Source organism: Dyella nitratireducens, assembly GCF_014642835.1.
In the GTDB taxonomy this organism is placed as follows: domain Bacteria; phylum Pseudomonadota; class Gammaproteobacteria; order Xanthomonadales; family Rhodanobacteraceae; genus Dyella_B; species Dyella_B nitratireducens.
This window is the reverse complement of record NZ_BMJA01000002.1, coordinates 78,519-103,389: the sequence shown is the minus strand read 5'-3', so window position 1 is coordinate 103,389 and position 24,871 is coordinate 78,519. Positions and strand designations below refer to the sequence as shown.

Genomic DNA, 24,871 nt, shown 5'->3' with positions numbered 1-24,871 from the left:
TCGGTTGGGGGGCTTGCTCGTCATTCCGGCGAAAGCCGGAATCCAGTCAAGGATGACGTGCGAAGCACCCCTCAATAAAGGGTTTTGAGTGCTTCGCACGACGTATTTAAACTAGATTCCGGCTTTCGCCGAAATGACGACTCGCGCTGAAACAGCATTGGCGTGAACTTCGACTTTTTGGGCCGGAGCCACGGCAAAAGCATGGCGATATATCAGACCTTGCACCTCAATCCACCCTCATACGAGTAGCATGCGCGGAATTCTCACCACGCGTAGCCCTTCCCGCATGTCCCAAACCTTCCGCTTCGCCCCGCCCGACCAGCGTTTGATTGACGCCGACGTGGAACGCGCCTTCGCCGAAGACATCGGCCATGGCGATGCCACCGCCAGCCTGCTGCCGGCCGATGCACAAGCCTTCGCCGCACTCACCTGCCGCGAAGATGCGGTCATCGCCGGCATTCCCTGGTTCGACACGTGCGTGCGCAAGCTTGATCCGCATGCGCGTATCCATTGGCGCGTCAGCGATGGCGACCGCGTGACACCGGGCACCATCGTCTGTGAGATGCACGGCCATGCGCGCTCGCTGGTGACGGCCGAACGCTCCGCGCTGAATTTTCTGCAGATGCTTTCCGGCACTGCCACCATCACGGCGACGTATGTAGCAGCCGTTGCCGGCACCAAGACGCGCGTGCTCGACACGCGCAAGACGGTACCGGGTCTACGCCTCGCACAGAAATACGCGGTGCGTTGCGGCGGCGGCCATAACCATCGCATCGGTCTCTACGATGCGATCCTGGTGAAGGAAAACCACATCATCGCCGCCGGCAGCATTGCCGCTGCGGTGCAGGCGGCCCGGCAGCTCCATCCCACCTTGCTGCTGGAAGTGGAAGTGGAAAATCTCGACGAGTTGCAGCAGGCGCTGGATGCCGGCGTGGATCGCGTCATGCTGGACAACTTCACCCTGCCCTTGATGCAAGAGGCTGTCGCGCAAACCGATGGGCGCGTGCCGCTGGAGATCTCCGGCAACGTCGACCTCGAGACGATTGGTGACTACGCACGCACCGGCGTGGATTACGTCTCAGTGGGCGCGCTGACCAAGAACGTGCGGGCGATCGATCTTTCGTTGCGTTTGAAAATCGACTGACTTGCGGCGAGCGCGGGTCGCCCACACACTGCTGGCATGGGCGACCTTGCTACCCTTCTCCTGCTGCTCGTGCTGCTGGCCATCGCCGGCATCTGGCTGATGCTGAGCCGCGCTCGTGACCGCGCCATCCAGGAAGCACGCTGGCGCTGCCAGCAGCATGGCCTGCAGCTGCTGGATGAAACCGTGGGCTTGAGCGGATTGCGCCTGCGCCGCTTCCGCGGACAGCGCGTGGTGGAGCGCCGCTACAGTTTCGAAGTGAGCATCGATGGCGACGATCGCGAAGCCGGGCATCTGTGGATGGTCGGCTCCCTGCTCACGGCGTTGATTCTTCCCACGGTCGAGTTGTACACGCCGGAGCATCCGGTGACATCGTCCACCGAGACGACCGAGGGTACCAATGTCGTGCCGTTTCGCCGGCAGTATCGCGACCGGGATATCCGGCACTAGCCCCGTAGGTTGGGGTGCAAACCCCAACATCGCCATGCATGCCTTTCACGTTGGGGTTTGCACCCCAACCTACGCATCCTCGGAGCGCGGCGTTGCCGCCACCGCCGCGCGGCGTCCCTTCCACCCATACGCCACCGCCAGCAACACGAACCACACCGGGCTAGCCAGCAACGCCTCCCGCGTATCTGGCTGCAATGTGAGCAACCACAGCACGAACGCGAAGAACGCCAGGCACACCCAGCACATGAACACGCCACCCGGCATCTTGTATGTGGAAGCCGCATGCAATTGCGGCCGCTTGCGCCGATAGGCCATGTAGGCCACCAGGATCAGCGACCACACGAACATGAAGAGCACGGCCGATAACGTGGTGACCAGCGTGAAGGCCGTCACCAGGTTAGGTACGACGTACACGAGCATCGCGCCTGCCAAAAGACAGAAGCAGGAAAACAGCAAACCATGCGATGGCACCGCTGCCCGCGACAGTCGTGCAAACAAGCCCGGCGCATGGCTTTCTTCGGCCAGGCCGTAGAGCATGCGGCTGGTGGAGAAGATGCCGCTGTTGGCTGACGACGTAGCCGAGGTCAGCACCACGAAGTTGATCAAGCTGGCCGCCGCGGGAATACCCGCCAGCATGAACAATTCCACGAACGGACTCTTGCCCGGCTGCACCAGGCGCCATGGTGTCACCGTCATGATGACGACCAGCGCCAGCATGTAGAACAAGATGATGCGCACAGGAATCGAGTTGATCGCCTTGGGCAGGTTGCGCGTAGGGTCGGCCGTTTCCGCAGCTGTCGTACCTACCAGTTCGATACCGACGAAAGCGAACACGGCGATCTGGAAACCGGCGAAGAAACCACCCACGCCGGTGGGGAACAGGCCACCGTCGTTCCACAAATTCGCGAGCGACGCGTGATGGCCGGAAGGCGACGTAAACCCGAACACGATCATGCCGAAGCCGGTCGCGATCAGCGCGATGATCGCCACGATCTTGATCAGCGCGAACCAGAATTCCAGTTCACCGAATACACGCACGGCGGTGAGATTCAACGCCAGCAGCAATAGCACGCACAGCACGGCCGGCACCCACGGCATCAAGCCTGGAAACCAGAACTGCGCGTAGGAAGCGATGGCGATCACGTCCGCAATGGCGGTGACGATCCAGCAGAACCAATACGTCCAGCCGCAGAAGAAACCGGCCCAGGGACCAAGCAGATCGGTGGAAAAGTCGATGAACGATTTGTACTGCAGGTTCGACAGCAGCAGCTCGCCCATCGCGCGCATCACGAAGAACAGCATGATGCCGATGATCAGATACACCAGCAGGATCGATGGCCCGGCCAGGCTGATCGTTTTACCCGATCCCATGAACAGGCCAGTGCCGATCGCACCGCCGATGGCGATCAATTGGAGATGGCGGTTGGACAGGCTGCGGCGTAGGTGGTCCGGGTGTTCGTGTGCGTCGGACATGCGGAGCGGCTTGTAGGGGGAAACCGATACCTTAGAGGAAATGGTGGGGGGCGGCTATCGGGTGGATAACGACCATCTCCACTTTGCCCCACCGTCATTCCGGCGAAAGCCGGACGGAGCGCGAAGCGCGGAGAACATCCGAAGGATGGCCCTGAAGGGGTGAGCGAAGCGAATCATCCAGTTCAAATACACTGTGCGAAGCACACAGAACCTTTTTTATGTTGTGTGCTACGCACGTCGTTCTTGACTGGATTCCGGCCTTCGCCGGAATGACGACGGGCTAAAGCATTACCCATTCCCGCGAGCTTCGTCCCTTACCCCGGCCCTCTCTCGTAGGGGAGAAGACATAGAACGGCAGCTACTTCACCACCCGCAAATGCGACCCACCACCCCGCTTCGGCTTGTCCCCATCCGTCGGCGGTTCCGGCTCGGGCGGCGGTGGCGGCGTGTCACTCGGTGGCTCGCCACCGTGCTCTTCGTCTTCCGCCGGAAACATCATGCCTTGCCCGTTTTCCTGCGCGTACAAAGCCAGCACCGCCGGCACCGGAATCTGGATGCTATGGCTGACACCGGAGAAGCGTGCCTGGAAGCTGATCCATTCGTTGCCCAGGTCCAGGTTGGCGACAGCGCGCATGGCCAGGTTGAGCACCACTTGTCCGTTCTTGATCACGTGCGGCGGCACGCGTACGCCCTGGCGCGTGGCGTCGACCAACATATAAGGCGTGAGGTTGTTATCGCTGATCCAGTCGTAAATCGCCCGTAGCAGGTACGGGCGGTTGGAACTCATCTTGGGTTGCTGCTGGGTCACCTTAAAGCCTTTTCTTCTGCCGTCAGACTGCGAGCATAACCCTGACTGTGGAACAGCCGCTCGCCGTAATCCATGATCGGCTTGCCTTCCCGGCCCAGATCTACCCCCAGCGACGGCAGGCGCCATACCACCGGCGCCACCAAGCAATCAGCCAGACTCATTTCAGGATTAAGGAAGAACTTCGACGCCTTGAACAAGGGCAAGGCGGCGAGCAGGTGCTCGCGCAGACGCTTGCGTGCGAGGTCGGCCGGACGGCCACCAGCCTTGATGTGCTCGACGTCCGACAGCCAATCGCGCTCGATGCGTACCCCCGCCAGTCGCAGACGGGCGCGGGACAGCGGATCGATCGGCATCAGCGGCGGATGGGGGTAGCGCTCGTCCAGGTATTCGCATACCACCGCGGTGTCGTACAGCGTGAGCTCGCGGTCCACCAAGGTGGGCAAGCTGTGGTACGGGTTGAGGTCGAGCAGGTCCTGGGAAGGTTTGGCCGGATCGACCATGATCAGATCGTAGGTGACTCCTTTCGCGGCCAGCACCAGCCGTACTCGATGACATTGGATGTCATCGGCAGCGGAGTACAGGGCGAGTACCGTCCGGGAACGAGCGTTCTGGACCATGCACTTTTCTCCCCTTGCGTTTGGCCGCAAGGATGGCGTGCGCCACCCTGCGGCCACAAGTCCCTTATTTTCTTCTTTAAGAGGGCGTCAGTGGACGTCCTTCCAATATTCTTTCTTGAGCAAGTATGCCAGGAAGGTGAAGCCCAGCAGGAACAGCACCACCCAGATGCCGACGTGGCGACGCTGCAGGGCAGCCGGTTCGGAGGCGTATTCCAGGAAGTTGGTGACGTCGCGGGCAGCCTGCTGGTACTGCGCGGGAGTCAGCTTGCCGGCGTGGAGCAGCTTGAGGCTTTCGATTTCCGGATCGTCGCCCGGCTTGGCTTGCTTGAACACCGGCACTTGTTCGCCCTGCAGTTCCCACAAGGGGAACGGCATGGCCGCATTGGGCAGCACGGTGTTGTTCCAGCCGATCGGGCTCTTGGGATCGAGATAGAACGAGTTGAGGTAGGCGAACACCCAGTTCGCACCCTTGGCCGACACTTCCAGCGACAGGTCCGGCGGCGCCTTGCCGAAGAACTTCTGCGCGTCGTCCTCGGGCATATGCGAGATCACCGGATCGCCGAACTTGCCGCCGGTGAAATTGAGGTTGCTCATCACGTCGTCCTCGGTCAGGCCGAGGTCGTCCGCGATGCGCTCGTAGCGCAGGTACTTGAGCGAGTGGCAACCCACACAGTAGTTGAAGAAGATGTGCGCGCCGCGTTGCAGCGAGGCCGTGTCGCGGATGTTGGTGCCGGCATCCGGCATTTCCGGGCCTTCCGCCATCGCCGCCGTGGTACCGAGCAGCAGGCCGAGCGCGAGCACAAAGAAGGAGATGTAGCGCTTAGTCATGCGTCGTCACCCGTTCCGGAACCGGCTTGGTCTTTTCCCAGCCAAGATGCGTGTACAGCCACAGGAATACGAAGTACCCGAAGTAGATCAGCACCATGATGCGGCCGAAGATGTTCTCGACGGAGGTCACGTCGACACTCGGGCCGAACAGCATCGGGATCAGCTCTTCGGTGGAGTCCGTGCCGATCAGCACCAGCCCGAAGAATGCCAACACGAACAACGTCAACGCCAGCTTGTAGCCGGTGCCGCGATAGCGGATGGATTTCACCTTGCCCGCATCGATCCACGGCAGCAGGAACAGCAGCAGGATCGCACCGAACATGCCCAGCACACCCCACACCGCCGTGCCGAAGGCAGATGGAATCATGCGCACGATCGCGTAGAACGCGGTGAAGTACCACACCGGTTTGATTTGCAGCGGCGTGACGAGATTGTTCGCTGGAATGGAGTTGTCGTGCTCGAGGAACCAGCCGCCGAACGTGGGCTGGAAGAAGATGATGAAGGCGGCAATGGCAAGGAACAGACCCACGCCGACCAGATCCTTCACCGTGTAATACGGATGGAATGGAATGCCATCGGCCGGCTTGGTCGGATCCCAACGGTTGCCCTTCGGGCCGTGCTTCACATCCACGCCGTCCGGGTTGTTCGAACCCACCTCGTGCAGCGCGGCCAGGTGCAGTACCACCAGCAACAGCAGCACCAGCGGCAGCGCAATCACGTGCAGCGCGAAGAAGCGATTGAGCGTGGCGTCGGCAGGGAGGTAATCGCCCATGATCCATTCGACGAGATCCTTGCCGATCACCGGAATCGTGCCGAACAAGGACACGATCACCTTCGCGCCCCAGAACGACATGTTGCCCCACGGCAGCACATAGCCCATGAAGGCTTCGGCCATCAGCACCAGGAAGATCGTCATGCCGAGCAACCACACCAGTTCGCGTGGCTTCTGGTACGAGCCGTACAAGAGACCGCGGAACATGTGCAGATAAACCACCACGAAGAACAGCGATGCACCCGTGGAATGCATGTAGCGAATCAACCAGCCCCACTCCACGTCACGCATGATGTACTGCACCGAGTCGAACGCACCGCTCGCGCTCGGATCGTAGTTCATGGTGAGGAAGATGCCGGTGACGATCTGGTTGACCAGCACCAGCAGGGCAAGCGAACCGAAGTAGTACCAGATGTTGAAGTTCTTCGGTGCGTAGTACTCGGTCATGTGCTTGCGGTACACCGGCATCAAACCAGGTGCACGCTCATTGACCCATTCGCCGATGGAGGAGCCTGCTTTCATATTCCAAGTACCCCGCGTTGCGTCTGAGTGGCCGTCAGGTGGTAGTGCGTGGCGCAGCGCCATACTGGTTGTATGGCCAAGCCACGCGCTACCGCATGGCGGCCACTCAGACGCAACCCGCAGGGCCGGGTCTGTTTGCCCGCAATCCCGCGTCCTCGCTCGGTTACGTATCGACATACGCGCCCTCGCTCCTCCTTGGCTTGCGCGCAAACAGATCCCGGCGCGGGGTGCTTGGAATATGAAAGCAGGCTCCTAGAGAAGACGTTCGCCATTACGAATTCCCCTCTGCATCCACACCGATCTGCACGGTGTTGTCGTCGACAAAGTGGTACGGCGGAATCTGCATGTTCTTCGGCGCAGGCACACCCTGGTAAACACGGCCGGCCATGTCGTAGCGCGAGTGGTGGCAAGGGCAGTAGTAACCGCCCTGCCAGTTCGGATCGAACGGCTCGGGCTTCATTTCGCCGACATAGTTGGGAACGCAGCCCAAGTGCGTGCAGATGCCGACCATCACCAGCCACTCCGGCTTGATGGAGCGGGTTTCGTTTTGCGCGTACTTGGGTTGCTGGTCGGCGGACGCGCCATCGGACTTCGGATCGACCAGACGAGGATCCTGCTGCGCCAGCGCCGTCAGCTGTGCCGGCGTGCGATTGACGATGAATACCGGAAGGCTGCGCCAGCCCACGATCAATTGCTGGCCCGCTTCGATCTTCTTCAGTGACTGGGTAACGGGGGCGCCGGCGGCCTTGGCTCTTGCACTGGGTTCCCACGACTTGATGAAAGGCACAACTGCAGCCACTACGCCTGCTCCCCCTACCACGGCAGTCGTCGTGGTGAGAAAACGGCGGCGGCCTAGATCGACGACTTCGTTCGCCATCAGGCTCTCCGGTACTTGCATGCCATTGACACTGCAGAAACCAGACTCTGCCAATGCGGGCGAGCTAAAGATTCCGCTTCGCCGACCGCCCCTCAGGATCGTGCCCCTGCAAAATCGCGTTACCTACAATAAATCGCGTTAGTCTAGCCTCAGGTCAAGAACCCTACAATAAAACCGCACGGGCGGTCACGTCGCTCTGCCACACTCACGCGCTTACTTTTCCTGCAGACTGATTACGACATGAAGCATGCCGCCGGCATCGTCGCCTTTGTTGCCCGATTCGTGATACTCGGGCTGGCGATCGCGTTCGTGATCAGCCTGATCTGGCCGAGTGTCGGTGATCATCTGCGGACACGTTTTGGACTGCAGCACGAACATGCATCGGTTCCAGCGGAGACTTCACCCGCGCCATCGCAACCTGCACCGTTTTCGTATGCCGATGCCGTTGCCAAGGCCGCGCCTTCTGTCGTCAATATCTACGCCAACAAGGTCGTGACCGAACAAGCCATACGCATGTTCACCGATCCGATGATGCAGCAGCTGTTCGGCGGCACCCCGGTAGGCCCGGCGCAGACGCGGCGCGAACAGAACCTCGGCTCCGGCGTGATCGTCAGTGCAGACGGCTACGTGCTCACCAACAATCACGTGATCGCCAACGCCGACGACATCCAGGTATTGCTGTACGACGGACGCGTTGCGAAGGCTAAGCTGGTCGGTGCGGACGAGGAAACGGATCTGGCGGTGCTGAAGATCGTCGACGCCGGCAACTTGCCGGTGATCCAGATGGCTGATCCAAAAAAGCTGCGCGTGGGCGACGTGGTGCTCGCCATCGGTAATCCGCTCAACCTCAATCAGACCGTGACCATGGGCATCATCAGTGCCATCGGCCGTCAGTTGAACAACAGCAGTCCGGAAGATTTCATCCAGACCGATGCCGCGATCAACCTCGGCAACTCCGGCGGTGCGCTGGTCAACAGCAACGGTGACCTGGTCGGTATCAACACCCTCCTCATCGGTAAGGCAGCTAATGCGGAGGGTATCGGTTTTGCCATTCCGGTCGATACGGCTACCAACGTACTGCGACAATTAATCGCAACCAGTCACGTGATCCGCGGCTGGCTCGGCGCGAACTACGGCTTCGTGCCGGTGGCGGCCGATAGTGGCCTGCCCGCGGCGGCGGCGCGTGGTGCGCAGGTTACTGATGTCTACGCTGGAGGCCCGGCAGCGGCGGCCGGCATCCAGCCGCACGACATTCTGCTGCGCCTGGGTGACGACGATATTCGCGATCCTGCCGACCTCAGCCGCCACGAGGCGGTGCTCAAACCCGGTGGCAAGGTGGAATTGTCCGGCTTGCGCAACGGCGTGCCGTTTCACGTGATGGTGAATGTGATTCAGCGGCCGCCGCGGTTGCCTGCTTCGAATTCGCAAGGGAATACCGGAAGCTTCATCGAAGGCTAAACGTAGGTTGGGGTGCAAACCCCAACATCGCCATGCTTGATTGTCACGCCATGTTGGGGTTTGCACCCCAACCTACAGACTCGCCAACGGCGGGTGCAACGCCTTGCTATACCGTTGCAACAACTCACCCACGCGCTGCACATACACCTGCGTCTCGGCAAACGGCGGCACGCCGTTGTAGTGCTGCACGGCGCCGGGGCCAGCGTTGTACGCGGCGGCCGCCAGCCGCACGTTGCCGTTGAAGTTCCTCATCAGCAAGCCGAGATAGCGTGCTCCGCCACGAATGTTCTGCACCGGATCGAACGCATCGAGCACGCCCATGTCGTTCGCCGTGCCCGGCATCAATTGCATCAGCCCTTGCGCGCCCTTGAGCGACATTGCACGCGGATTGAAGGCGCTTTCAGCGTGAATGATGGCGCGGATGAATGCTTCGTCCACACCCGATTCCAGGCTGGCTTCGTGGATCACGTCCTTATAGGCATCGATGTTGAGCGCCACCGTGCCCCAGTTGATGCTCGAGTGCAGATTGCACGCCATGCAGGTGGCGATGTAGCTGAAAAGCTTGGTGACGTTGTTCGCCTGCGCGCCACCCGGCGGAATATTGGTGTATTCCACGCTGCCGTCGCGATGCACGACTCGATACACCGCGCCGCGCAGCACGCGATTGTCCGGCGAATCCTGCGCACCGCTGTCCGCCAGCGCGGCGGGCAAGCCGTTGTGCGAATCGCTATAACTCCACTGCCCCGGCTTGCCGGTGGGCGGAGGCGCCACGCGAGCCGTCGTTTCCACACCTGCCATGACTCGATCCAGCGACACGACGATGGGGGCAATCGGCTTGGCCGAGGTTTCTACCCAGCCGGTCACCCACGCCAGCGAGCTGACCTGATTCGACATCACCCGCCGTGGCCCTGCGTGTGGCGGCGGAGTCGCAAACGACGCCAGCTGCTGGCATTCGCGGTAACCCGCCTTGCTGCCGGTAAACACGATCTCGCCCTGCGACCCCGTGCAGCGGTAAAGCGCAGCAGCCTGCACCGGGCGTGCGGCCAACAGCAGGGCGCAGCCAAGCAGCGCCAGCATGGCGATCATCAAAAGTGTTGGGAGGCGGGTTGCCCTGGAACCGTGGCCTCCCCTTTGGCGTACGGCGGCAAACATGGCGGGAAGTTTGCGCTTAGCGCCGTCGCGAGCCAAGCATGAATTAGCGAAATCGTGTGCCAGAACATGGATATACATGCCCTGCTGCCGTCCGGGGTGAGGATTGGGCTGAAGGAGCAAGGCTTGCCGGAAACTCCATCAACCACGTAGGTTGGGGTGCAAACCCCAACATCGCCATGCACGCCTACATCCGGATGTTGGGGTTTGCACCCCAACCTACGCATCTCCAGGGCGACACTCCCTCCCGCAAGTCCTTGATCCATCGGTAGCAGCACACTAATCGCACGAGTACAATACGCGGTTCGACGCATTTCGCGCTGCCTTCCGACCCCACGGTACCCGACGCCATGAGCGGCAAGCTTTTCATCAAGACCCACGGCTGCCAGATGAACGAGTACGACTCGGCCAAAATGGCCGACGTGCTGCGCGCGTCGCATGGTCTGGAATTGACCCAGGACGAGTCGGAAGCGGATGTGCTCCTGGTCAATACCTGCTCCATCCGTGAAAAAGCGCAGGAAAAGGTGTTCAGCCAACTCGGCCGCTGGCGCGAATACAAGCAGGGTGGCAAGCCCGTGCTGATCGGCGTGGGTGGCTGCGTGGCGTCGCAGGAAGGCGAAGCGATTCTGAAGCGCGCGCCGTTCGTGGACCTGGTGTTCGGCCCGCAGACCCTGCACCGCCTGCCCGAATTGATCGAAGCGAAGCGCGCCACCGGCAAGCCGCAGGTCGACATCAGCTTCCCCGAGATCGAGAAATTCGACCGCCTGCCCGAACCGCGCGCCGAAGGCCCCACCGCCTTCGTGTCGATCATGGAAGGCTGCTCCAAATACTGCAGCTACTGCGTGGTGCCCTACACCCGCGGCGAGGAAATCAGCCGTCCGTTCGACGACGTGATCGTGGAAGTCGCACAGCTTGCCGAACAAGGCGTGCGCGAAGTGATCCTGCTGGGCCAGAACGTGAATGCCTATCGCGGCCCCACGCACGATGGCGGCACGGCAGACCTGGCCGTGTTGATCCACGCCATCGCGGAGATTGAAAGCATCGGCCGCATCCGCTTCACCACCTCGCATCCGCTGGAGTTCTCCGACTCGCTGGTCGAGGCCTATGCCAATGTGCCGAAGCTCGCGAACTTCCTGCACCTGCCGGTGCAGGCCGGTTCGGATCGCATCCTGGCCGCGATGAAGCGCGGCTACACGGCGCTGGAGTTCAAACAGAAGATCCGCAAGCTGCGCGCGGTGCGTCCGGATATCTGCATCTCGTCCGACTTCATCGTCGGCTTCCCGGGCGAAACGGATGCGGATTTCGAGAAGACGATGAAACTCATCGACGACGTCGGCTTCGACCAGAGCTTCTCCTTCATTTTCTCCGCACGCCCCGGCACGCCGGCTGCCAATCTTGCCGACGACACACCGGCCACCGTGAAGAGCGAACGCCTCGCGCACCTGCAGGCGGTGCTCAACGAGAACGCCCGCAAGATCAACGAGGCGATGGTCGGCACAGTGCAACGCGTGCTGGTGGAAAAGCCCAGCAAGAAGAACGCAAACGAACTCACCGGTCGCACCGAGAACATGCGCTACGTGAATTTTCCTGGACCTGCGAGCCTTATCGGCCAGTTCGTGGACGTGGTCATCACCGACGCGATGACCAACTCGCTGCGTGGACGTGTTGCCAGCGTGGATAGCGAAGCCGCCTGACTCGCCAGCATGGGCGCAGACGCCGCACGCATCCGCTTGATGCCTTTCCAACCGCAGCATGCGGCGGCGGTGGGCGAGTTGATCGTCTCGATTCAGCGCGAGGAATTCGGCTTCGATATCGACCTGGAACGCCAGCCGGATCTTTCCGCGATCCCCGTGTATTACCAGCACGGTACGGGCAATTTCTGGGTCGCGATGGATGAGCAGAAGATCGTCGGCACGGTCGCGCTGAAGGACATCGGCTACCACGACGTCGCTTTGCGCAAGATGTTCGTGGCCGCCGAATATCGCGGCACGGCATGGGGCGTTGCGGTAAAACTTTTGCAAGGCGCGCTGGATTGGGCGACGCAGCACGCCGTGCATAGCGTGTTCCTGGGTACCACGGATAAATTCCAAGCCGCGCATCGCTTCTATGAAAAGCACGGTTTCGCGCTGATCGACAAAGTGCAGTTGCCGGCAGGTTTTCCCTTCATGCCGGTTGATACGCGCTTCTATCGCCTCGATCTGCAAACAAACACTTCATCGCCGCCATAAGCGGAGAGCCTGGCAACGTGGCCTGCACGACAGGCACTGGTCCGGCCCTTGCCGGCGCGACGACACACAAAAGAATTCGACATCTATGAACGACGGTTTGAACCAACGCGATTTCGCCCTCGATCCGGAAGACAACGCCCGGCTCGCCAACCTGTGCGGCCCATTCGACGAACACCTGCGCCAGGTGGAGCTGCGTCTGGGCGTGGAAATCGACCACCGCGGCAATCTCTTCCAGGTGATCGGCGACGAAGCCGCCGCACGCGCCGGCGAAAAAGTGCTGCGCGCGCTTTACGCCGCCACGGAATCGGAATCACTCAACGGCGCCAAGATCAACCTGCATCTGGCTGAATCCGGCATCGAATCCATCGTGGAAGAAGCGGCCGAAAGTGCGCAGGAAGTGATCATCAAGGTGAAGCGCGGCGTGATCAAAGGCCGCGGCCCGAACCAGGCGCGCTACCTGCACGCGATCAGCACACATGACATCAGCTTCGGCGTAGGTCCTGCCGGCACCGGCAAGACGTATCTCGCCGTAGCCTGCGCGGTGGAAGCACTGGAAGCCAACCGCGTGCAGCGCATCCTGCTGGTGCGTCCAGCCGTGGAAGCCGGTGAAAAACTTGGCTTTCTGCCTGGCGACTTGTCGCAAAAGGTGGACCCGTACCTGCGCCCGCTGTACGACGCGCTGTATGAAATGCTTGGCTTCGAAAAAGTGGCCAAGCTGATCGAACGCAACGTGATCGAGATTGCGCCGCTCGCCTATATGCGTGGCCGCACGCTCAACGACTCCTACGTGATCCTCGACGAAGCGCAGAACACCACCGTCGAGCAGATGAAGATGTTCCTCACCCGCATCGGCTTCGGCTCGGTGGCGGTGATCACCGGTGACGTCAGCCAGATCGACCTGCCCCGGCACGTGCGCTCCGGCTTGCGCCATGCCGTTGAGGTGTTGCGCGGTGTGGATGGCATCAGCTTTACGTTCTTCACCTCGCGCGACGTGGTGCGCCATCCGCTGGTGGCGAAGATCGTGCGGGCGTACGAGGCCTTTGAAGAAGCGGCAGACGAAAACCAGGGAACGGGGAACGCGAATAACAAACCAAGGCGCGAGAGCTGATCGATATGAGCGAGCCACTGGCCACGGTGCACCTCAGCTACGGCATACCCCGCGCTGGCGTGCCCTCGCCCGCCAGCTTCCGCCGCTGGGTGGAGGCGGCCCTGGCCGGCGCACGGCGGCGGCGGGCGGCGGCGCTATCGATACGCATCGTCGGCACGCGGGAAGGCCGCGCGCTCAACCGCACCTATCGCGACAAGGACTACGCCACCAACGTGCTGTCCTTCCCGATGGACCTGCCCCCGGGCGTGCGGCTGCCTCTGCTCGGTGACATCGCCATCTGCGCCCCGGTGGTGCGCCGCGAGGCTGCCGAGCAAGGCAAGCCGGTGGCAAATCATTGGGCTCATCTCACCGTGCACGGGGTGCTGCATTTGCTCGGCTACGACCATATCGAGGAAGCCGAAGCGGTCCGCATGGAGGCATTGGAAACGCGCATTCTCAAGGGTTTAGGCGTTCCCGATCCCTATTGATGTGCGAAAGACGCTCCCTCCCCTGCTCGCAGGGGACGGCTGGGGTGGGGTAAGGCCTTGCCTCAACCCTGCCCGTCGCCACGTTTCGTTATTCACCCCTTGTCTCTGAACGGCAAAGGCTTTTCCGCTAGACTGATTTTCCCGCCCAGCTTGGGCTGTCTTTTCAAGAGTAATGAACGAGGACCCTGGCAGTACCAGCGGCCCGGTCCACCGAAAATGGTGGGATCGACTGGGCCATCTGTTTTCCGGCGAACCACGCAACCGCGAAGAACTGATCGACGAGTTGCGGACCGCCCAGGCCAACGGCCTGCTGAGCGCCGACACCCTTCCCATGCTGGAAGGCGCGCTGCGAGTCACCGAGCTCAACGTCGACGACGTGATGGTGCCCCGCGTCCAGATCGTGATGATCGACGTGGACTCGCCGCTTCCCGACATCCTTGCCGCCGTGGTGGAATCCGGCCACTCCCGCTTCCCCGTGCACGGCGAAGACAAGGACGACATCCTCGGCATCCTGCTTGCCAAGGACCTGCTCAAGTACTTCGGCAACGGCCACGATTTCGACCTGCGCACCATCCTGCGCCCGGCCGTGCTGATTCCCGAGTCCATGCGCCTGAACGTGTTGCTGGCCGAATTCCGCCGCAGCCGCAACCACATGGCGCTGGTTGTGGACGAATACGGCGGCGTCGCCGGCCTGATCACCATCGAAGACGTGCTGGAGGAAATCGTCGGCGAGATCGACGACGAGCACGACGACGAGGAAGAACCCAACCTCGTGAGCGTCCAGGCCGAAGGCGAATGGATCGTCGACGCTCTGACCCCCATCGCCGACTTCAACGAAGAAGTGAGTGCCGCGTTTTCCGACGAGGAATTCGACACCGTCGGCGGCATGGTCACCGCCGAATTCGGTCACCTGCCGGAAGTGGGCGAGCAGATCGACATCGGCAACTTCGAATTTCGTGTGACCCAGGCGGATGACCGGCGCGTACAGCAATTCCGCGTCGTACGCCGCTAACGGCTTTTACCCCCTCTCCCTCCGGGGAGAGGGCTGGGGTGAGAGGCCACCCTCGCGAGAAAACCACCTATCCCTCACCGTCATTCCGGCGAAAGCCGGAATCCAGTAGAAACATGCCGTGCGAAGCACTCGATACAAAAGGTTTTGAGTGCTTCGCACAACGTATTGAAACTGGATTCCGGCCTGCGCCGGAATGACGGCACGCTAAAGCTCAAACCTTAAGGGTGATGTCCACCCTCACCTCTCTGCCAATCACATCAGCCACACACATCCGCTACCCTAACGCGTCCTCGATACTTCGCCCAATCGCATGACTAAGGCCGGCCGCATCCTCCTCATCGCCCTCACCCTCCTGTGCTGCGCGATCCTCCCCGCCCATGCCGGCGTCGCCGACGCACCAGGCGAAAACCTGGAAATCTCTCTCATCACGTATGGCCCCGGCGACATCTACTGGGAACGCTTCGGCCACGACGCCATCGAACTGCGCGACACCGCCAGCGGCGAAGAAATGAACTTCAACTACGGCGTCTTCAACTTCGACGAGAAGAACTTCTTCTTCAACTTCGCCCGCGGCCAGATGCACTACCTGATCGACGCCGAAACCACCACCGACGAAGAAAACTTCTACGCCCAAGCCGGTCGGTCCGTCACCAAACAGAAACTCGCCTTCACGCCGCAACAAGCGGCCGCACTGCGCGATTTCCTGTTCTGGAACCTGCGCCCCGAAAACGCCACCTACAACTACGACTACTACGTCGACAACTGCACCACCCGCGTACGCGATGCATTCGACCGCGCACTCGGCGGCGCCATCAAAGCGCGCCTCACTCAATTGCCGGGCGGCATGACCTATCGCCAGCAAACCGTGCGTCTGATGAGCGCACAACCCTGGCTGATGTTGATCCTCGATCTAGGCCTTGGGCCTTACGCCGATCAACCACTCAATGCATGGCAAGAAAGCTTCCTGCCGGAAGAACTGCAAAAGAGCATCCGCAACATCACTGTTGCGGATGGTCACGGCGGCACACAACCGCTCGTACAAAACGAAAGCCTGCTTTACCCCAACCACCTCAGCACACCACCCGCCACGCCGCCCGATCTGCGCATTCCGCTTGGCATGGCCGGCTTGATCATCGCCGCACTGATCGTCGGCGCATGGCGATACGCTCGACTCGCCTATGCGCTACTCGGCAGCCTGTTCCTGCTGCTCGCCGGTCTCGTCGGCCTGGTCATGCTGATGTTGTGGACCCTTACCACGCATCATTCGGCCTGGGCCAACGCCAACCTCTTACTCTTCAACCCGCTCGCTTTTCTGCTGCTGCGTTCGCTGTGGCATGTCCGCAGAAACATCGCCACCTCTCGCTTTGCCAACAGCGTGCTGGCATTGCAATTGATCGCGCTCTTGATCGCCCTACTCATGCATTTGCTACCCGGCGTGGTGCAGCAGAACCAACCGTGGATATTGCTCGCCCTACCCTGCTGGCTCGCACTAGCCTGGAGCTTGCGCAAAACACCCCCAACACCCTAGGGCCGTCATTCCCGCGAAAGCGGGAATCCATCTTGATTTTCTGCAGAGGCCACCACTTGCGCACAGGATGATCGAAGCCATGTCCACTTTCGACGCAACCACTACGACTCAGCCATCCAACCCCATGGTGGTCAACTGCGTCGCCTACCGAACCGACGGCACGCGCCTGCGCGACATCAGCATCGACGACATCAGCGAAGCACTCAAACAGCCAGACACCTTCGTATGGGTAGGCCTGCACGAACCCGACAGCCCGCTGCTGTTGAAACTGCAAGAAGAATTCGACCTCCACGACCTGGCCGTGGAAGACGCCCAACACGCCCACCAGCACACCAAGATCGAAACCTACGGCGACGCACTATTCATCGTCGTACAAACCGCCCAACTCATCAGCGGCCACATTGCTTTCGGCGAAACCCACATCTTCCTGGGCAAGCGCTATCTCATCACCGTCAGGCACGGCGCCTCACTCTCCTACAAACCGGCACGCCACGCCTGCGAGAAAAACCCTGAAATGCTCGCACTCGGCCCCAGCTATGGCCTATACGCCGTCCTCGACTACATCGTCGACAACCTGCTCCCCATCGTGCGCGACTTCCGCGAAGAACTGCAGGAGCTGGAAAAAGACATCTTCGCCGACACCCTCAACCGAGACACCGTCCGCCGCCTCTACGACATGCAGCGCGACCTCATGACCCTGCGCTTAGCCGTAGCCCCCATGCAGGACATCATCAACCAACTCGTCCGCCTCCACCCCGGCTTCATCCCCGACGACCTCCGCGTCTACTTCCGCGACATCTACGACCACGTCTTCCGCGTCAACGAGTCCATCAGCGCCATGCGCGAAATGCTCGCCGCGGCCATCAATGTCAATTTGTCGCTGGTGACGTTCGGCCAGAACGAGGTGATGAAGAAGCTTGCCGGCTGGGCGGCCATGCTTGCAGCACCGACTCTGATAACCAGTTGGTATGGCATGAACTTCACGCACATGCCTGAGCTCAGCCAGCCATGGGCATATCCCACGATCATGGGTGTGGTGGCTTGCGTCGTGGGAACCATCTACCTGGCGCTCAAGCGAGCGAAGTGGTTCTAAAGCAAGCATACTTGAAAGGTAAGCCTGCAAGCTGGAATGGCAATCTGAGCATCCTTTACGGCTTCCAGATGCTGAGATTGCATCCCAGCTTACGAGCTACGAGCTGATTGAGTGCCGGCAGTACACATTCACGACTTTAGCAATGCGTTCGCCGAAGGCGTTGTAGGTGTAGGTGGCCGCGGCAGCACCGTTGCGCAACAGCACGGTCATGCGGTGTAGCCGTCATAGACGTACCTCCAAGCTTCACCAGCGACCGTGGCGCTGACTGTGTTGCCGTCCGGGTCATAACTGCGGGTATCGCTGCCGATGGTGATTAGCCAGTGGGTGTTGGCCTGGTTGCCCGAACATCCTTGTACATCAAGCATGGCGATGTTGGCGTTCACACCCCAACCTACAAATCTATTTCGATTCTCGAAGCTCGCCCCACTTTCTCTTAAGATCGCGCAAAACCAAAACATCAGCCAGGTAATATAGCAACGCAAGCGCTAGGACGTTTGGCACAAACATCCATCCTTTCAAATTATGAGCCTTCATAAGCTCAAGGATTGTGTAGCAGCTGAAGCTAACCGCACCTGTGACTGGCGCCAATACAAATACAAACCGCAACATCGCCAGTAATCCAAGTTTGTCCATTGTTTCATTTTTCATGAGCAATCGATCCAAGCTCGAAGTACCGCTTCAGCCGCAGATTGTCCAAGACTGATGCACGATTAGGGAGCGCACACCGCTTAAATCTCATCGCAGTTTTTCAACTCATTTTCGGCTTTTTTAGCCACCCCACGCATTACCTCGGAATATTGCTATTTCATGTGTGTCAATACATTCTCAATGCATCCCGAGTGTTCATTAATCCACACCGCCATGCCGCCACCACTACGCATAGGACCACCCAAAGTTCCCTGCACAATCCAGAAATCTCCGCTGCTGCGAACTACCCTGAGCGGAAGTTGAGCTTTCGCGCTTTCTTCGCCAAATCGCGCGATGAGCACTGCCTCACCAATAGCCTGCGCCGTTTTCTCATCCGGCACATAATCTGGATGCGGCCGAGTTTTTTGTATCGCCTGCCCAAAAGCAGTAGTCGAAAACAACAAAGCCACACCCATACCTATACTTACTCTTCTCATTTCTTAATGCCCCTTAGTGCATCCGCAATTCTTGGCCGACAATAGCGTCGGCTCCTCAAATACCAGTCCTGCCAGCAATGCTCTAGGGTCTATGGTAATTATAGGTGTCGGTGGCATCACCAAAGATTGGAAATTAAAGGACTAGCTTTGTGTGAAGAAGGCGAGCAGTAAGCCACCTTCCAATCAATGTGGCTACTGGTAGCAGCAGCCAGCAGTATGTGAACACTGCAAAAAGCCAGGGACTTACGGAAAATATGCCATCTAAAACCTGAGCAAGATGACTTGGCGAATTAGTGTGCTTGTCGAAGAAAGCCCATTTGATCAGATATGAAACCAATCCCACGAAATATCCAAGAATGGCAGCCACAGATAGTTTCAATAGAGCCCCACCCCTAAACGCAGGTTCGGCAACTAAAACTATGATTGCAACCAAACAAAGCTCAACCACATAGAAGGCCTCGCCCCTTAGATAAGGATGTATCAAAGGGTGAGCCATCAATGTCGGCAGATAGAATGCTGCCAACGACCAAGATGTGAACGAAAGGCTATACTTCCACGATATTTTCATTCCTGCACTCCTGGCAATTTGCTCAGGATGTCTCCCAAACCATCTGGCCGCGGTTATTTGGCCGCTGTCGGCGGGGTCATCCTGCGCGGAACCAACTGCGGTAACCGCCTCGCCCCCATCGGAACCAAAGTTCGCAGTTATGGAATCGTCATCACTTGGAGCTCCATTGCCGATCGATGTGACCCCTCCCACTGCGCCATCTTCGCCCATAGTGGTAGCAATGATCCACAACTTATCGCATAAAAACACATATACGGAGTCGTATCGGCGGCAAACCCCTATTCCCCTGATTCGCCCAAAATAGCCTCGCCTCCAGCTTCATTGATCCCCGCGGAAACATTGCCATATGTGGGACTATCCACATTCCAACCACACGAACTCGGGTCAATCCTGCAAAACGTATCATCTAAGCCAAGAGGATCATCGCTTGCGATCGGACTGCGTCCGACATAGGCATAGCAGGACTGCTTATGGCGTTCAAGCAGGCCTAGTAAGCACCGTAGCATTTCCACGCTTTGGTACTTTCCCTGTACACACATTGGTTTGTCCCGGGCCCCGTATAAGAAAACGAAAGCTCATAGCCGTTATCAATTTGCCGATACTTAAACGGCGTTACTTTTTTATCTGGCATGGTAGCTGCCAACCTGTTGCCAGCAATGAACTTTGGAACTAGCTGATCCAGTGAAGAGGGATAGGCAGCATTCGCCTGATGATATGCCTCAAGTGCTGTAATCACAGGTACAGCGGCTGCATAGCCGCTCTTTGCCTTGACACCATCTCCAGGTGCGGCACATGCAGACAAAATAACAAGCCCAGTTATAAACAAATTTTTCGTAATGTTCATTGCTTGCACCCGCACGAAGCCTTGGATTGAACGTAGTTTGCTATCTCGGACCACTTGCTTACATCTCCACCCGTTAGCTTCGAATACACATAGTCCTGCCACATCTGTGCTTGTGCTTCGTAATTACTGTTGTTGAACATAGCTTGGAACTGAGCAAGGTTGGCGGCCGGATCGTTTATTGACTGATCGTAGGAATATGGATCACTCCCACCGAGCGAAGCAGCAATCTGCGGGCCAATTTCACTCGTCGTTACGTTGGCACCTTGATCTCGTTGCCAGGTATGCAAAGTCTCATGTGCTAAAATGGAAGCGATATATGGATCACTTGTATTGACCGAATTACTTCCATTGCCACCAATAAAGTCATTGCCTGGCAGATTTACATGGTGATCAAACGGAGACCATGCACGGCTACCGAATAGCCTTTTGTTTATGTCCATTCGCTGAGCATTGAAGCATTTTCCGAAAAACGCTTTAAGAAACGCTATCTCACTGGGCGTGGGAGGACGAAGGCCTAATGGGTCGTCATACATCAAAGGATTATTCAATCCATAGATATAGGTGTTGATACCTCCGTTTAAACCAATGTGGTCGCTCTCGATATACCGTCCAGATCCAGAGTCGTAGTCACGGAAACCGTTATGGAACAGCCCGGTTTCTACATCGAAGTACTGCCCCGGGAAGCCTAGGTTATACACATACCCGCTACTCGTCGGAGCTTGCTCACCCCAAGGATTACCTTGGTATGACCATTGCCATTGCGTATTGCCGTTGACATCGGCAATGGCTCTCGGTGTTCCCAACTGATCAGCGGTGACATAGGCGATTGTGCTGGTCGTACCCGACGTATCGACGTTGGCCACTGGGATGCCGTCCATCCAGATGTAATCGCGGCTCTTCGCACCATACTCACCCAGGATCTGACTGCCTTCGTTGTAGTCATAGCGCTCCGTGGCACTGCTGGCGACCTTCTGAATGCGCTGATTTAATGCGTTATATGTATAGCTAGCAATCGTGCTGCCAGCTAGCTGCGCGACCGTCATGCGATTGCGATTGCTGTATCCGAAGACATAGGCACCTCCAGCCTCGCTGATCCCCGTGGTGTTGCCGTCCGCGTCGATGGTTCTCGTCGCATTGCCCGTGGCAATCAACTGATGCGTGTTGGTGTTGTAGCTATAGGTGCCGCTAGCTAGGCCATTGCCCGTTTTAGTGAGTCGATCACCAGTCTGGTTGTACGTCACGCTTTCCAGGATGGTGCCGCTGGCCTCCGTGACGGCGATCAGTCGATACAATGGGTCATAGCTATACGTCTCTGTCGCTGGATTCGCACCCGGTGCATTGCCGATGGCAGTGATATCGCCCATCACATCTCTGGCGAGGTGCAGATTGAACGCCGGACTAGTGAGATCCGTGAGTCGGTAGTTCGCATCGTAGGCGCGCGCAATCTGCTGTCCATTCCCAAGCGTGTAGCCATTGATCGGGCCAAACGGTTGATAGCTCACCCCACTCACCACCGTGCTGGCCGTACCACTGGGGGGCGTCACACTAATGCTCTGAATCCGCCCATCCCCATCCCGGGTGTAGGTGACCAGGGTGCCGCTGGGATACACGATGCCGCTGAGTCGCCCTGCGGCGCTCACGCTGTAGTCAGTGATATCCGTGCCTGCGCCGGTGATCTGTTGCTTCTGAATTACGTTGCCGCGTGTGTCGTAGCAGTACACCGTGGTCACGCTGTTCTCGATGATCCGCGTAAGCCGTCCGATCGGGTAGCTAGTGCCGCAGCCGGTGGCGCTGTTGGGATCATCGTAACTGTAGGTGACGTTCTGCGTGGTGTCCGGGTAGCTGGTACTGATCAGGCGATTCAACGCATCGTAAGTGTTAGTAGCGGTGATGCCCTTGGCGTCGATGCGGGTAAGCACGTTGCCGGCAGCATCAAAGGTGCGGCTGGTAGTGCCGGTGTCAGGGCTAACCTGCCTGATGGCATCGCTCAGGCCGTTGTAACTGTAAGTGGTGTTGAGGCTGCTGGGGTCGGTCACCTGGGTGAGGCGGTCCAGGCTGTCGTAGCTGTATTGGGTAGTGGTGTTCTTTGTTGTGGCGTCGCCGCCGTTGTAATTGTCAATAGTCTGTACCAGGCGGTTCACGGCGTCGTAACCCTGCTGGCGCTGGATGCCTAAGCCATCGGTGCTTTGCACCAGGTTGCCGTTGGCATCGTAGCTGTTGCTCGCGCTGGCGTTGAACACCGTGTTATTGAGGCCATCGACCAAGGTGGTGAGCTGGCCTAAGGTATTGAAGGTGCGAGCGAGACTCTTGTGCAGCGCGCCGCTTGAGTCATACACCTGCTCGCCGGTTTTGTCGCCGGCGGTATCCAGGGTGTATTGAATGTAGTTGCCTTGGGCGTCGGTGATCCTCACCAGGCGATGCGCGGTGTCGTAGCCGTAGGTGGTAAAGACACCGTCAGGGTCGGTCACCGTCTGCACTGCGCCATAAGGCGTGTAGGTGAAGCTAGTGGTAGCACCGCCCACGCTGCGCGAAGCCAGCCATCCGCGTGCCGTATAGGTCATATCCGTGTTGATGCCGTTAGCGTCGGTGATGCGCGTGATGCGACCTTCAGCATCATAGGAGGCAACGGTCGTGACATGCCCCTGAGCATCGGTAACCGTATGCAAGTCACCTGCCTGATAACAGGCGGCACCCGGTGTGCCACAGTTCGTTGTGCTGCTACTGGTGTAATAGCTGTAATAGGTCGTCTGCGTGAGATCGGTACGAGGACCGGTCTCGGTCAGCATCAAGCCGACGAGTGGGCAGCCCGCGCCCACGGCCGTGCAGTAGGTGTAGGTCCAGCGGCGTACACCTGCCGGCACAGTGCCGGTATTCGAACAGGTGTAACCGGAGGCTGCGCTGTTGGTGGCGTCGATCTCGCAACGTGCTATGGGTTGTCCGTTCGCGTTGTAAAGCCAATCCGTCTTCTCAACCAGCGCGTAACTTGCGCTGTATCGACGCTGCTCCGTTGGTACATGGAAAGTATCGTTCCAGTCCGTCTGGACAGGACGCATCGTTGCGCTGCCATAACCTTCCACTCGCCCCGTCTCCATGCCGTCGCCATCATGGGTGTAGATGGTGACGTTGCCGTTGAAGTCGGTGGTTTGGTTAACATAGCCATTGAAGTCGTAGGACCACGTGCTGACGTTCGAACACGCCTCACACGTGCCATTAACTCCCGTGAGATAGGGCACACCCAAGAGGGTGGTAAAGGGGCGATGCCGAGATGTGCCAAGCGGGTCGGCCACATCAACCGACCCGTCGCTGTTGTAGGTGATGGCATAGGAAGCCACCCCACCGGCCATTTGGCTGTTGATGCCTTGCCCCGCCGCGTTGTAGCTGTAGCTGAAAAGGCGGCCACCTGCTTCATCGATGACGCCCGTCAACAAGCCGACCGAGGTGTTACCGCCATTGTTGGGCGATTCGCCATAGAGGTACGTCCAGCTCTTGCCGCCAGGGTAAGTGACGGTTTGCAGTTCATGGTTACTGTCGTAGGCGTAGCTGTAGGTCGATCCATCTGGTGCGGTCACCTGATTTATCAAGCCACTGCCGTTGTAGGTAAGCTGGATCGCGCGCTGCTGCGGATCAACGACTGAGATCAGATAACCAGGGCCTGGCGCCACGTTCGAGGGTGTGGAGCTAGTGCTGTAGATCAACGTCGTGACGAAACCATTGGCATCGGTAATGCTGGTCAGTTGCCCCGAAACATTGAATTGTTCGGTACTACGCGTATCAACCCGCAACAGGGTCCAGCCAAGGGGATTGCCACTGCTATCGGTCTGCTCGGTCAGCGCATCAGGCACATCGGCTTCTCCACTCCATTGACTACCTACGAGCTGATAGGTGCTGACGCGATCGTCTTCACGCGTGATGGTGACGCTGGCAGCACTGGATGAGGTCGCTGCGGTGTACGTCAGATGACTGGCATAGGAGTGGCGCCAGTGCTGACCCATGGTATCCAACCCTGCCGTTGAGGCGCTGTTGTAATACCGGCCAAACGTCAACCAGCGACCCGCACTGAAATCCTCATCGAAGCGATAGACATTGCCATTACCCACATTGATAGGATCGCCAATGCTGTTTTGAGGTGGGAACTTGCCAAGCGCCTTGTTGGCATTGGGTGTAGGGAAACCGCAGCCCCATTGATTGCCCCACCCGTTATTAGGGCTTGATCCTCCATTGACTATGTTGACGATTCCGTCCGCCCAGGAACCGACGATTCCATTCTGTTGCAAGATAATGCAGCACGTATGACAGGGGGCAGTAACGATTATTCCGCCCTCGCTCTCGTCACTGGGCAGCTGGATATTCGTGCAGTGGTACTCTGAAGCACTGAATGACTGCCAATTGCCATAAGGCTGGCACCAGCCGCTGTCGGCCATCACCGCAGTGGTATAGGTAATCATGCATATCAACAGCAAAATCAGAACACCCCATCGCGCCCTGATTCGCGAAGCTGTGTCTCTTGGCTGAGCCTCTGCTGCCAGCACGCAGCCTTGCGCCGTGCGCGCCACACTCTGAATACGGTCCATTGGCTTTCCCTGTGTCTTCGACGGCTAGTCTTTGGCCGCCGGTAGCTATTTAGCGTTATAGCAGTCTATTGCATTGTTGTCTGTCCGCCTGATCGCGGCAACCGAACATTGCATAGGAATGACAGATTGGCGCGACGCCTCCCACTCAACCCAGATGCGGCATGACGGTCCTCAGTCGACATGCCGCGAAGGGACCATACGGACGCGAACGCGTTATCCACCCGGCTCAGAGC

Annotated in this window: 22 protein-coding genes; 10 read left to right on the top strand and 12 right to left on the bottom strand. The window is 59.0% G+C overall.

The window, feature by feature from the left end; genetic code table 11:
- Positions 1-286: 286 nt before the first annotated feature.
- Both nadC and IEX75_RS11565 read left to right on the top strand, forming a co-directional pair.
- Positions 287-1,144 (top strand): carboxylating nicotinate-nucleotide diphosphorylase, encoded by an 858-nt coding sequence (gene nadC, locus IEX75_RS11570; RefSeq protein WP_188794501.1) that lies wholly within the window; start codon positions 287-289, stop codon positions 1,142-1,144.
- 36 nt (positions 1,145-1,180) lie between these two features.
- A complete protein-coding gene (locus tag IEX75_RS11565) occupies positions 1,181-1,591 on the top strand; it encodes a DUF3301 domain-containing protein (RefSeq protein ID WP_188794500.1) in 411 nt (136 codons plus the stop codon).
- Positions 1,592-1,660: 69 nt separating this feature from the next.
- Here the strand turns inward: IEX75_RS11565 and cycA are convergent, their stop codons facing one another.
- The 6 genes from cycA to petA form a co-directional block, all read right to left on the bottom strand.
- Entirely contained in the window at positions 1,661-3,064 is a 1,404-nt protein-coding gene (gene cycA / locus IEX75_RS11560; RefSeq protein ID WP_188794499.1) for a D-serine/D-alanine/glycine transporter, read from the bottom strand.
- A gap of 358 nt (positions 3,065-3,422) precedes the next feature.
- Positions 3,423-3,851: a ClpXP protease specificity-enhancing factor gene (locus IEX75_RS11555; RefSeq protein WP_188794498.1), complete on the bottom strand. Its 429-nt coding sequence runs from the start codon at positions 3,849-3,851 to the stop codon at positions 3,423-3,425.
- A gap of 17 nt (positions 3,852-3,868) precedes the next feature.
- The gene (locus IEX75_RS11550) at positions 3,869-4,489 is read right to left on the bottom strand and encodes a glutathione S-transferase N-terminal domain-containing protein (RefSeq protein ID WP_188794497.1); all 621 of its coding nucleotides are present in this window, start codon (positions 4,487-4,489) and stop codon (positions 3,869-3,871) included.
- Positions 4,490-4,576: 87 nt separating this feature from the next.
- A complete protein-coding gene (locus tag IEX75_RS11545) occupies positions 4,577-5,317 on the bottom strand; it encodes a cytochrome c1 (RefSeq protein ID WP_188794496.1) in 741 nt (246 codons plus the stop codon).
- Positions 5,310-6,611, bottom strand: coding sequence for a cytochrome b (locus tag IEX75_RS11540; RefSeq protein WP_188794495.1), 1,302 nt, complete (start codon positions 6,609-6,611; stop codon positions 5,310-5,312). Before IEX75_RS11540 ends, IEX75_RS11545 begins: the two co-directional genes overlap by 8 nt.
- Positions 6,612-6,882: 271 nt before the next feature.
- Complete coding sequence (gene petA / locus IEX75_RS11535) at positions 6,883-7,488, bottom strand: ubiquinol-cytochrome c reductase iron-sulfur subunit (RefSeq protein WP_188794494.1); 606 nt, start codon at positions 7,486-7,488, stop codon at positions 6,883-6,885.
- A 240-nt stretch (positions 7,489-7,728) separates the two neighbouring features.
- On the opposite strand from petA, the gene IEX75_RS11530 reads away from it, so the two are divergent.
- Entirely contained in the window at positions 7,729-8,946 is a 1,218-nt protein-coding gene (locus tag IEX75_RS11530; protein ID WP_188794493.1) for a trypsin-like peptidase domain-containing protein, read from the top strand.
- 72 nt (positions 8,947-9,018) lie between these two features.
- Here the strand turns inward: IEX75_RS11530 and IEX75_RS11525 are convergent, their stop codons facing one another.
- Entirely contained in the window at positions 9,019-10,032 is a 1,014-nt protein-coding gene (locus IEX75_RS11525) for a lytic transglycosylase domain-containing protein (protein WP_188794492.1), read from the bottom strand.
- Between the two features lie 413 nt (positions 10,033-10,445).
- Here IEX75_RS11525 and miaB point away from each other — a divergent pair, with 413 nt between their 5' ends.
- The 7 genes from miaB (at position 10,446) to corA (ending at position 17,531) form a co-directional block, all read left to right on the top strand.
- Positions 10,446-11,789 carry a tRNA (N6-isopentenyl adenosine(37)-C2)-methylthiotransferase MiaB gene (gene miaB, locus IEX75_RS11520; protein ID WP_229720791.1) on the top strand — a complete coding sequence of 448 codons (1,344 nt, stop codon included), beginning with the start codon at positions 10,446-10,448 and terminating at the stop codon, positions 11,787-11,789.
- A 39-nt stretch (positions 11,790-11,828) separates the two neighbouring features.
- Entirely contained in the window at positions 11,829-12,323 is a 495-nt protein-coding gene (locus tag IEX75_RS11515) for a GNAT family N-acetyltransferase (RefSeq protein WP_229720790.1), read from the top strand.
- An 85-nt stretch (positions 12,324-12,408) separates the two neighbouring features.
- Positions 12,409-13,431, top strand: coding sequence for a PhoH family protein (locus IEX75_RS11510; RefSeq protein WP_188794490.1), 1,023 nt, complete (start codon positions 12,409-12,411; stop codon positions 13,429-13,431).
- A 5-nt stretch (positions 13,432-13,436) separates the two neighbouring features.
- Positions 13,437-13,898: an rRNA maturation RNase YbeY gene (ybeY, locus tag IEX75_RS11505; protein WP_188794489.1), complete on the top strand. Its 462-nt coding sequence runs from the start codon at positions 13,437-13,439 to the stop codon at positions 13,896-13,898.
- 172 nt (positions 13,899-14,070) lie between these two features.
- Complete coding sequence (locus IEX75_RS11500; RefSeq protein WP_188794488.1) at positions 14,071-14,910, top strand: CorC family transporter; 840 nt, start codon at positions 14,071-14,073, stop codon at positions 14,908-14,910.
- Between the two features lie 310 nt (positions 14,911-15,220).
- The gene (locus IEX75_RS11495) at positions 15,221-16,438 is read left to right on the top strand and encodes a lipoprotein N-acyltransferase Lnb domain-containing protein (RefSeq protein ID WP_188794487.1); all 1,218 of its coding nucleotides are present in this window, start codon (positions 15,221-15,223) and stop codon (positions 16,436-16,438) included.
- Between the two features lie 79 nt (positions 16,439-16,517).
- The gene (gene corA / locus IEX75_RS11490) at positions 16,518-17,531 is read left to right on the top strand and encodes a magnesium/cobalt transporter CorA (RefSeq protein WP_229720789.1); all 1,014 of its coding nucleotides are present in this window, start codon (positions 16,518-16,520) and stop codon (positions 17,529-17,531) included.
- A gap of 206 nt (positions 17,532-17,737) precedes the next feature.
- Here the strand turns inward: corA and IEX75_RS11485 are convergent, their stop codons facing one another.
- The 5 genes from IEX75_RS11485 to IEX75_RS11465 form a co-directional block, all read right to left on the bottom strand.
- Positions 17,738-17,914, bottom strand: a complete 177-nt coding sequence (locus IEX75_RS11485; RefSeq protein WP_188794486.1) for a hypothetical protein — start codon at positions 17,912-17,914, stop codon at positions 17,738-17,740.
- 16 nt (positions 17,915-17,930) lie between these two features.
- Positions 17,931-18,179 carry a hypothetical protein gene (locus IEX75_RS11480; RefSeq protein ID WP_188794485.1) on the bottom strand — a complete coding sequence of 83 codons (249 nt, stop codon included), beginning with the start codon at positions 18,177-18,179 and terminating at the stop codon, positions 17,931-17,933.
- A 152-nt stretch (positions 18,180-18,331) separates the two neighbouring features.
- Entirely contained in the window at positions 18,332-18,634 is a 303-nt protein-coding gene (locus IEX75_RS11475) for an NTF2 fold immunity protein (protein WP_188794484.1), read from the bottom strand.
- A 1,076-nt stretch (positions 18,635-19,710) separates the two neighbouring features.
- Positions 19,711-20,067 (bottom strand): hypothetical protein, encoded by a 357-nt coding sequence (locus IEX75_RS11470; RefSeq protein ID WP_188794483.1) that lies wholly within the window; start codon positions 20,065-20,067, stop codon positions 19,711-19,713.
- A complete protein-coding gene (locus IEX75_RS11465) occupies positions 20,064-24,488 on the bottom strand; it encodes an RHS repeat-associated core domain-containing protein (protein ID WP_268236486.1) in 4,425 nt (1,474 codons plus the stop codon). The genes IEX75_RS11470 and IEX75_RS11465 overlap by 4 nt, the downstream gene beginning before the upstream one ends.
- Between the last annotated feature and the right edge of the window lie 383 nt (positions 24,489-24,871).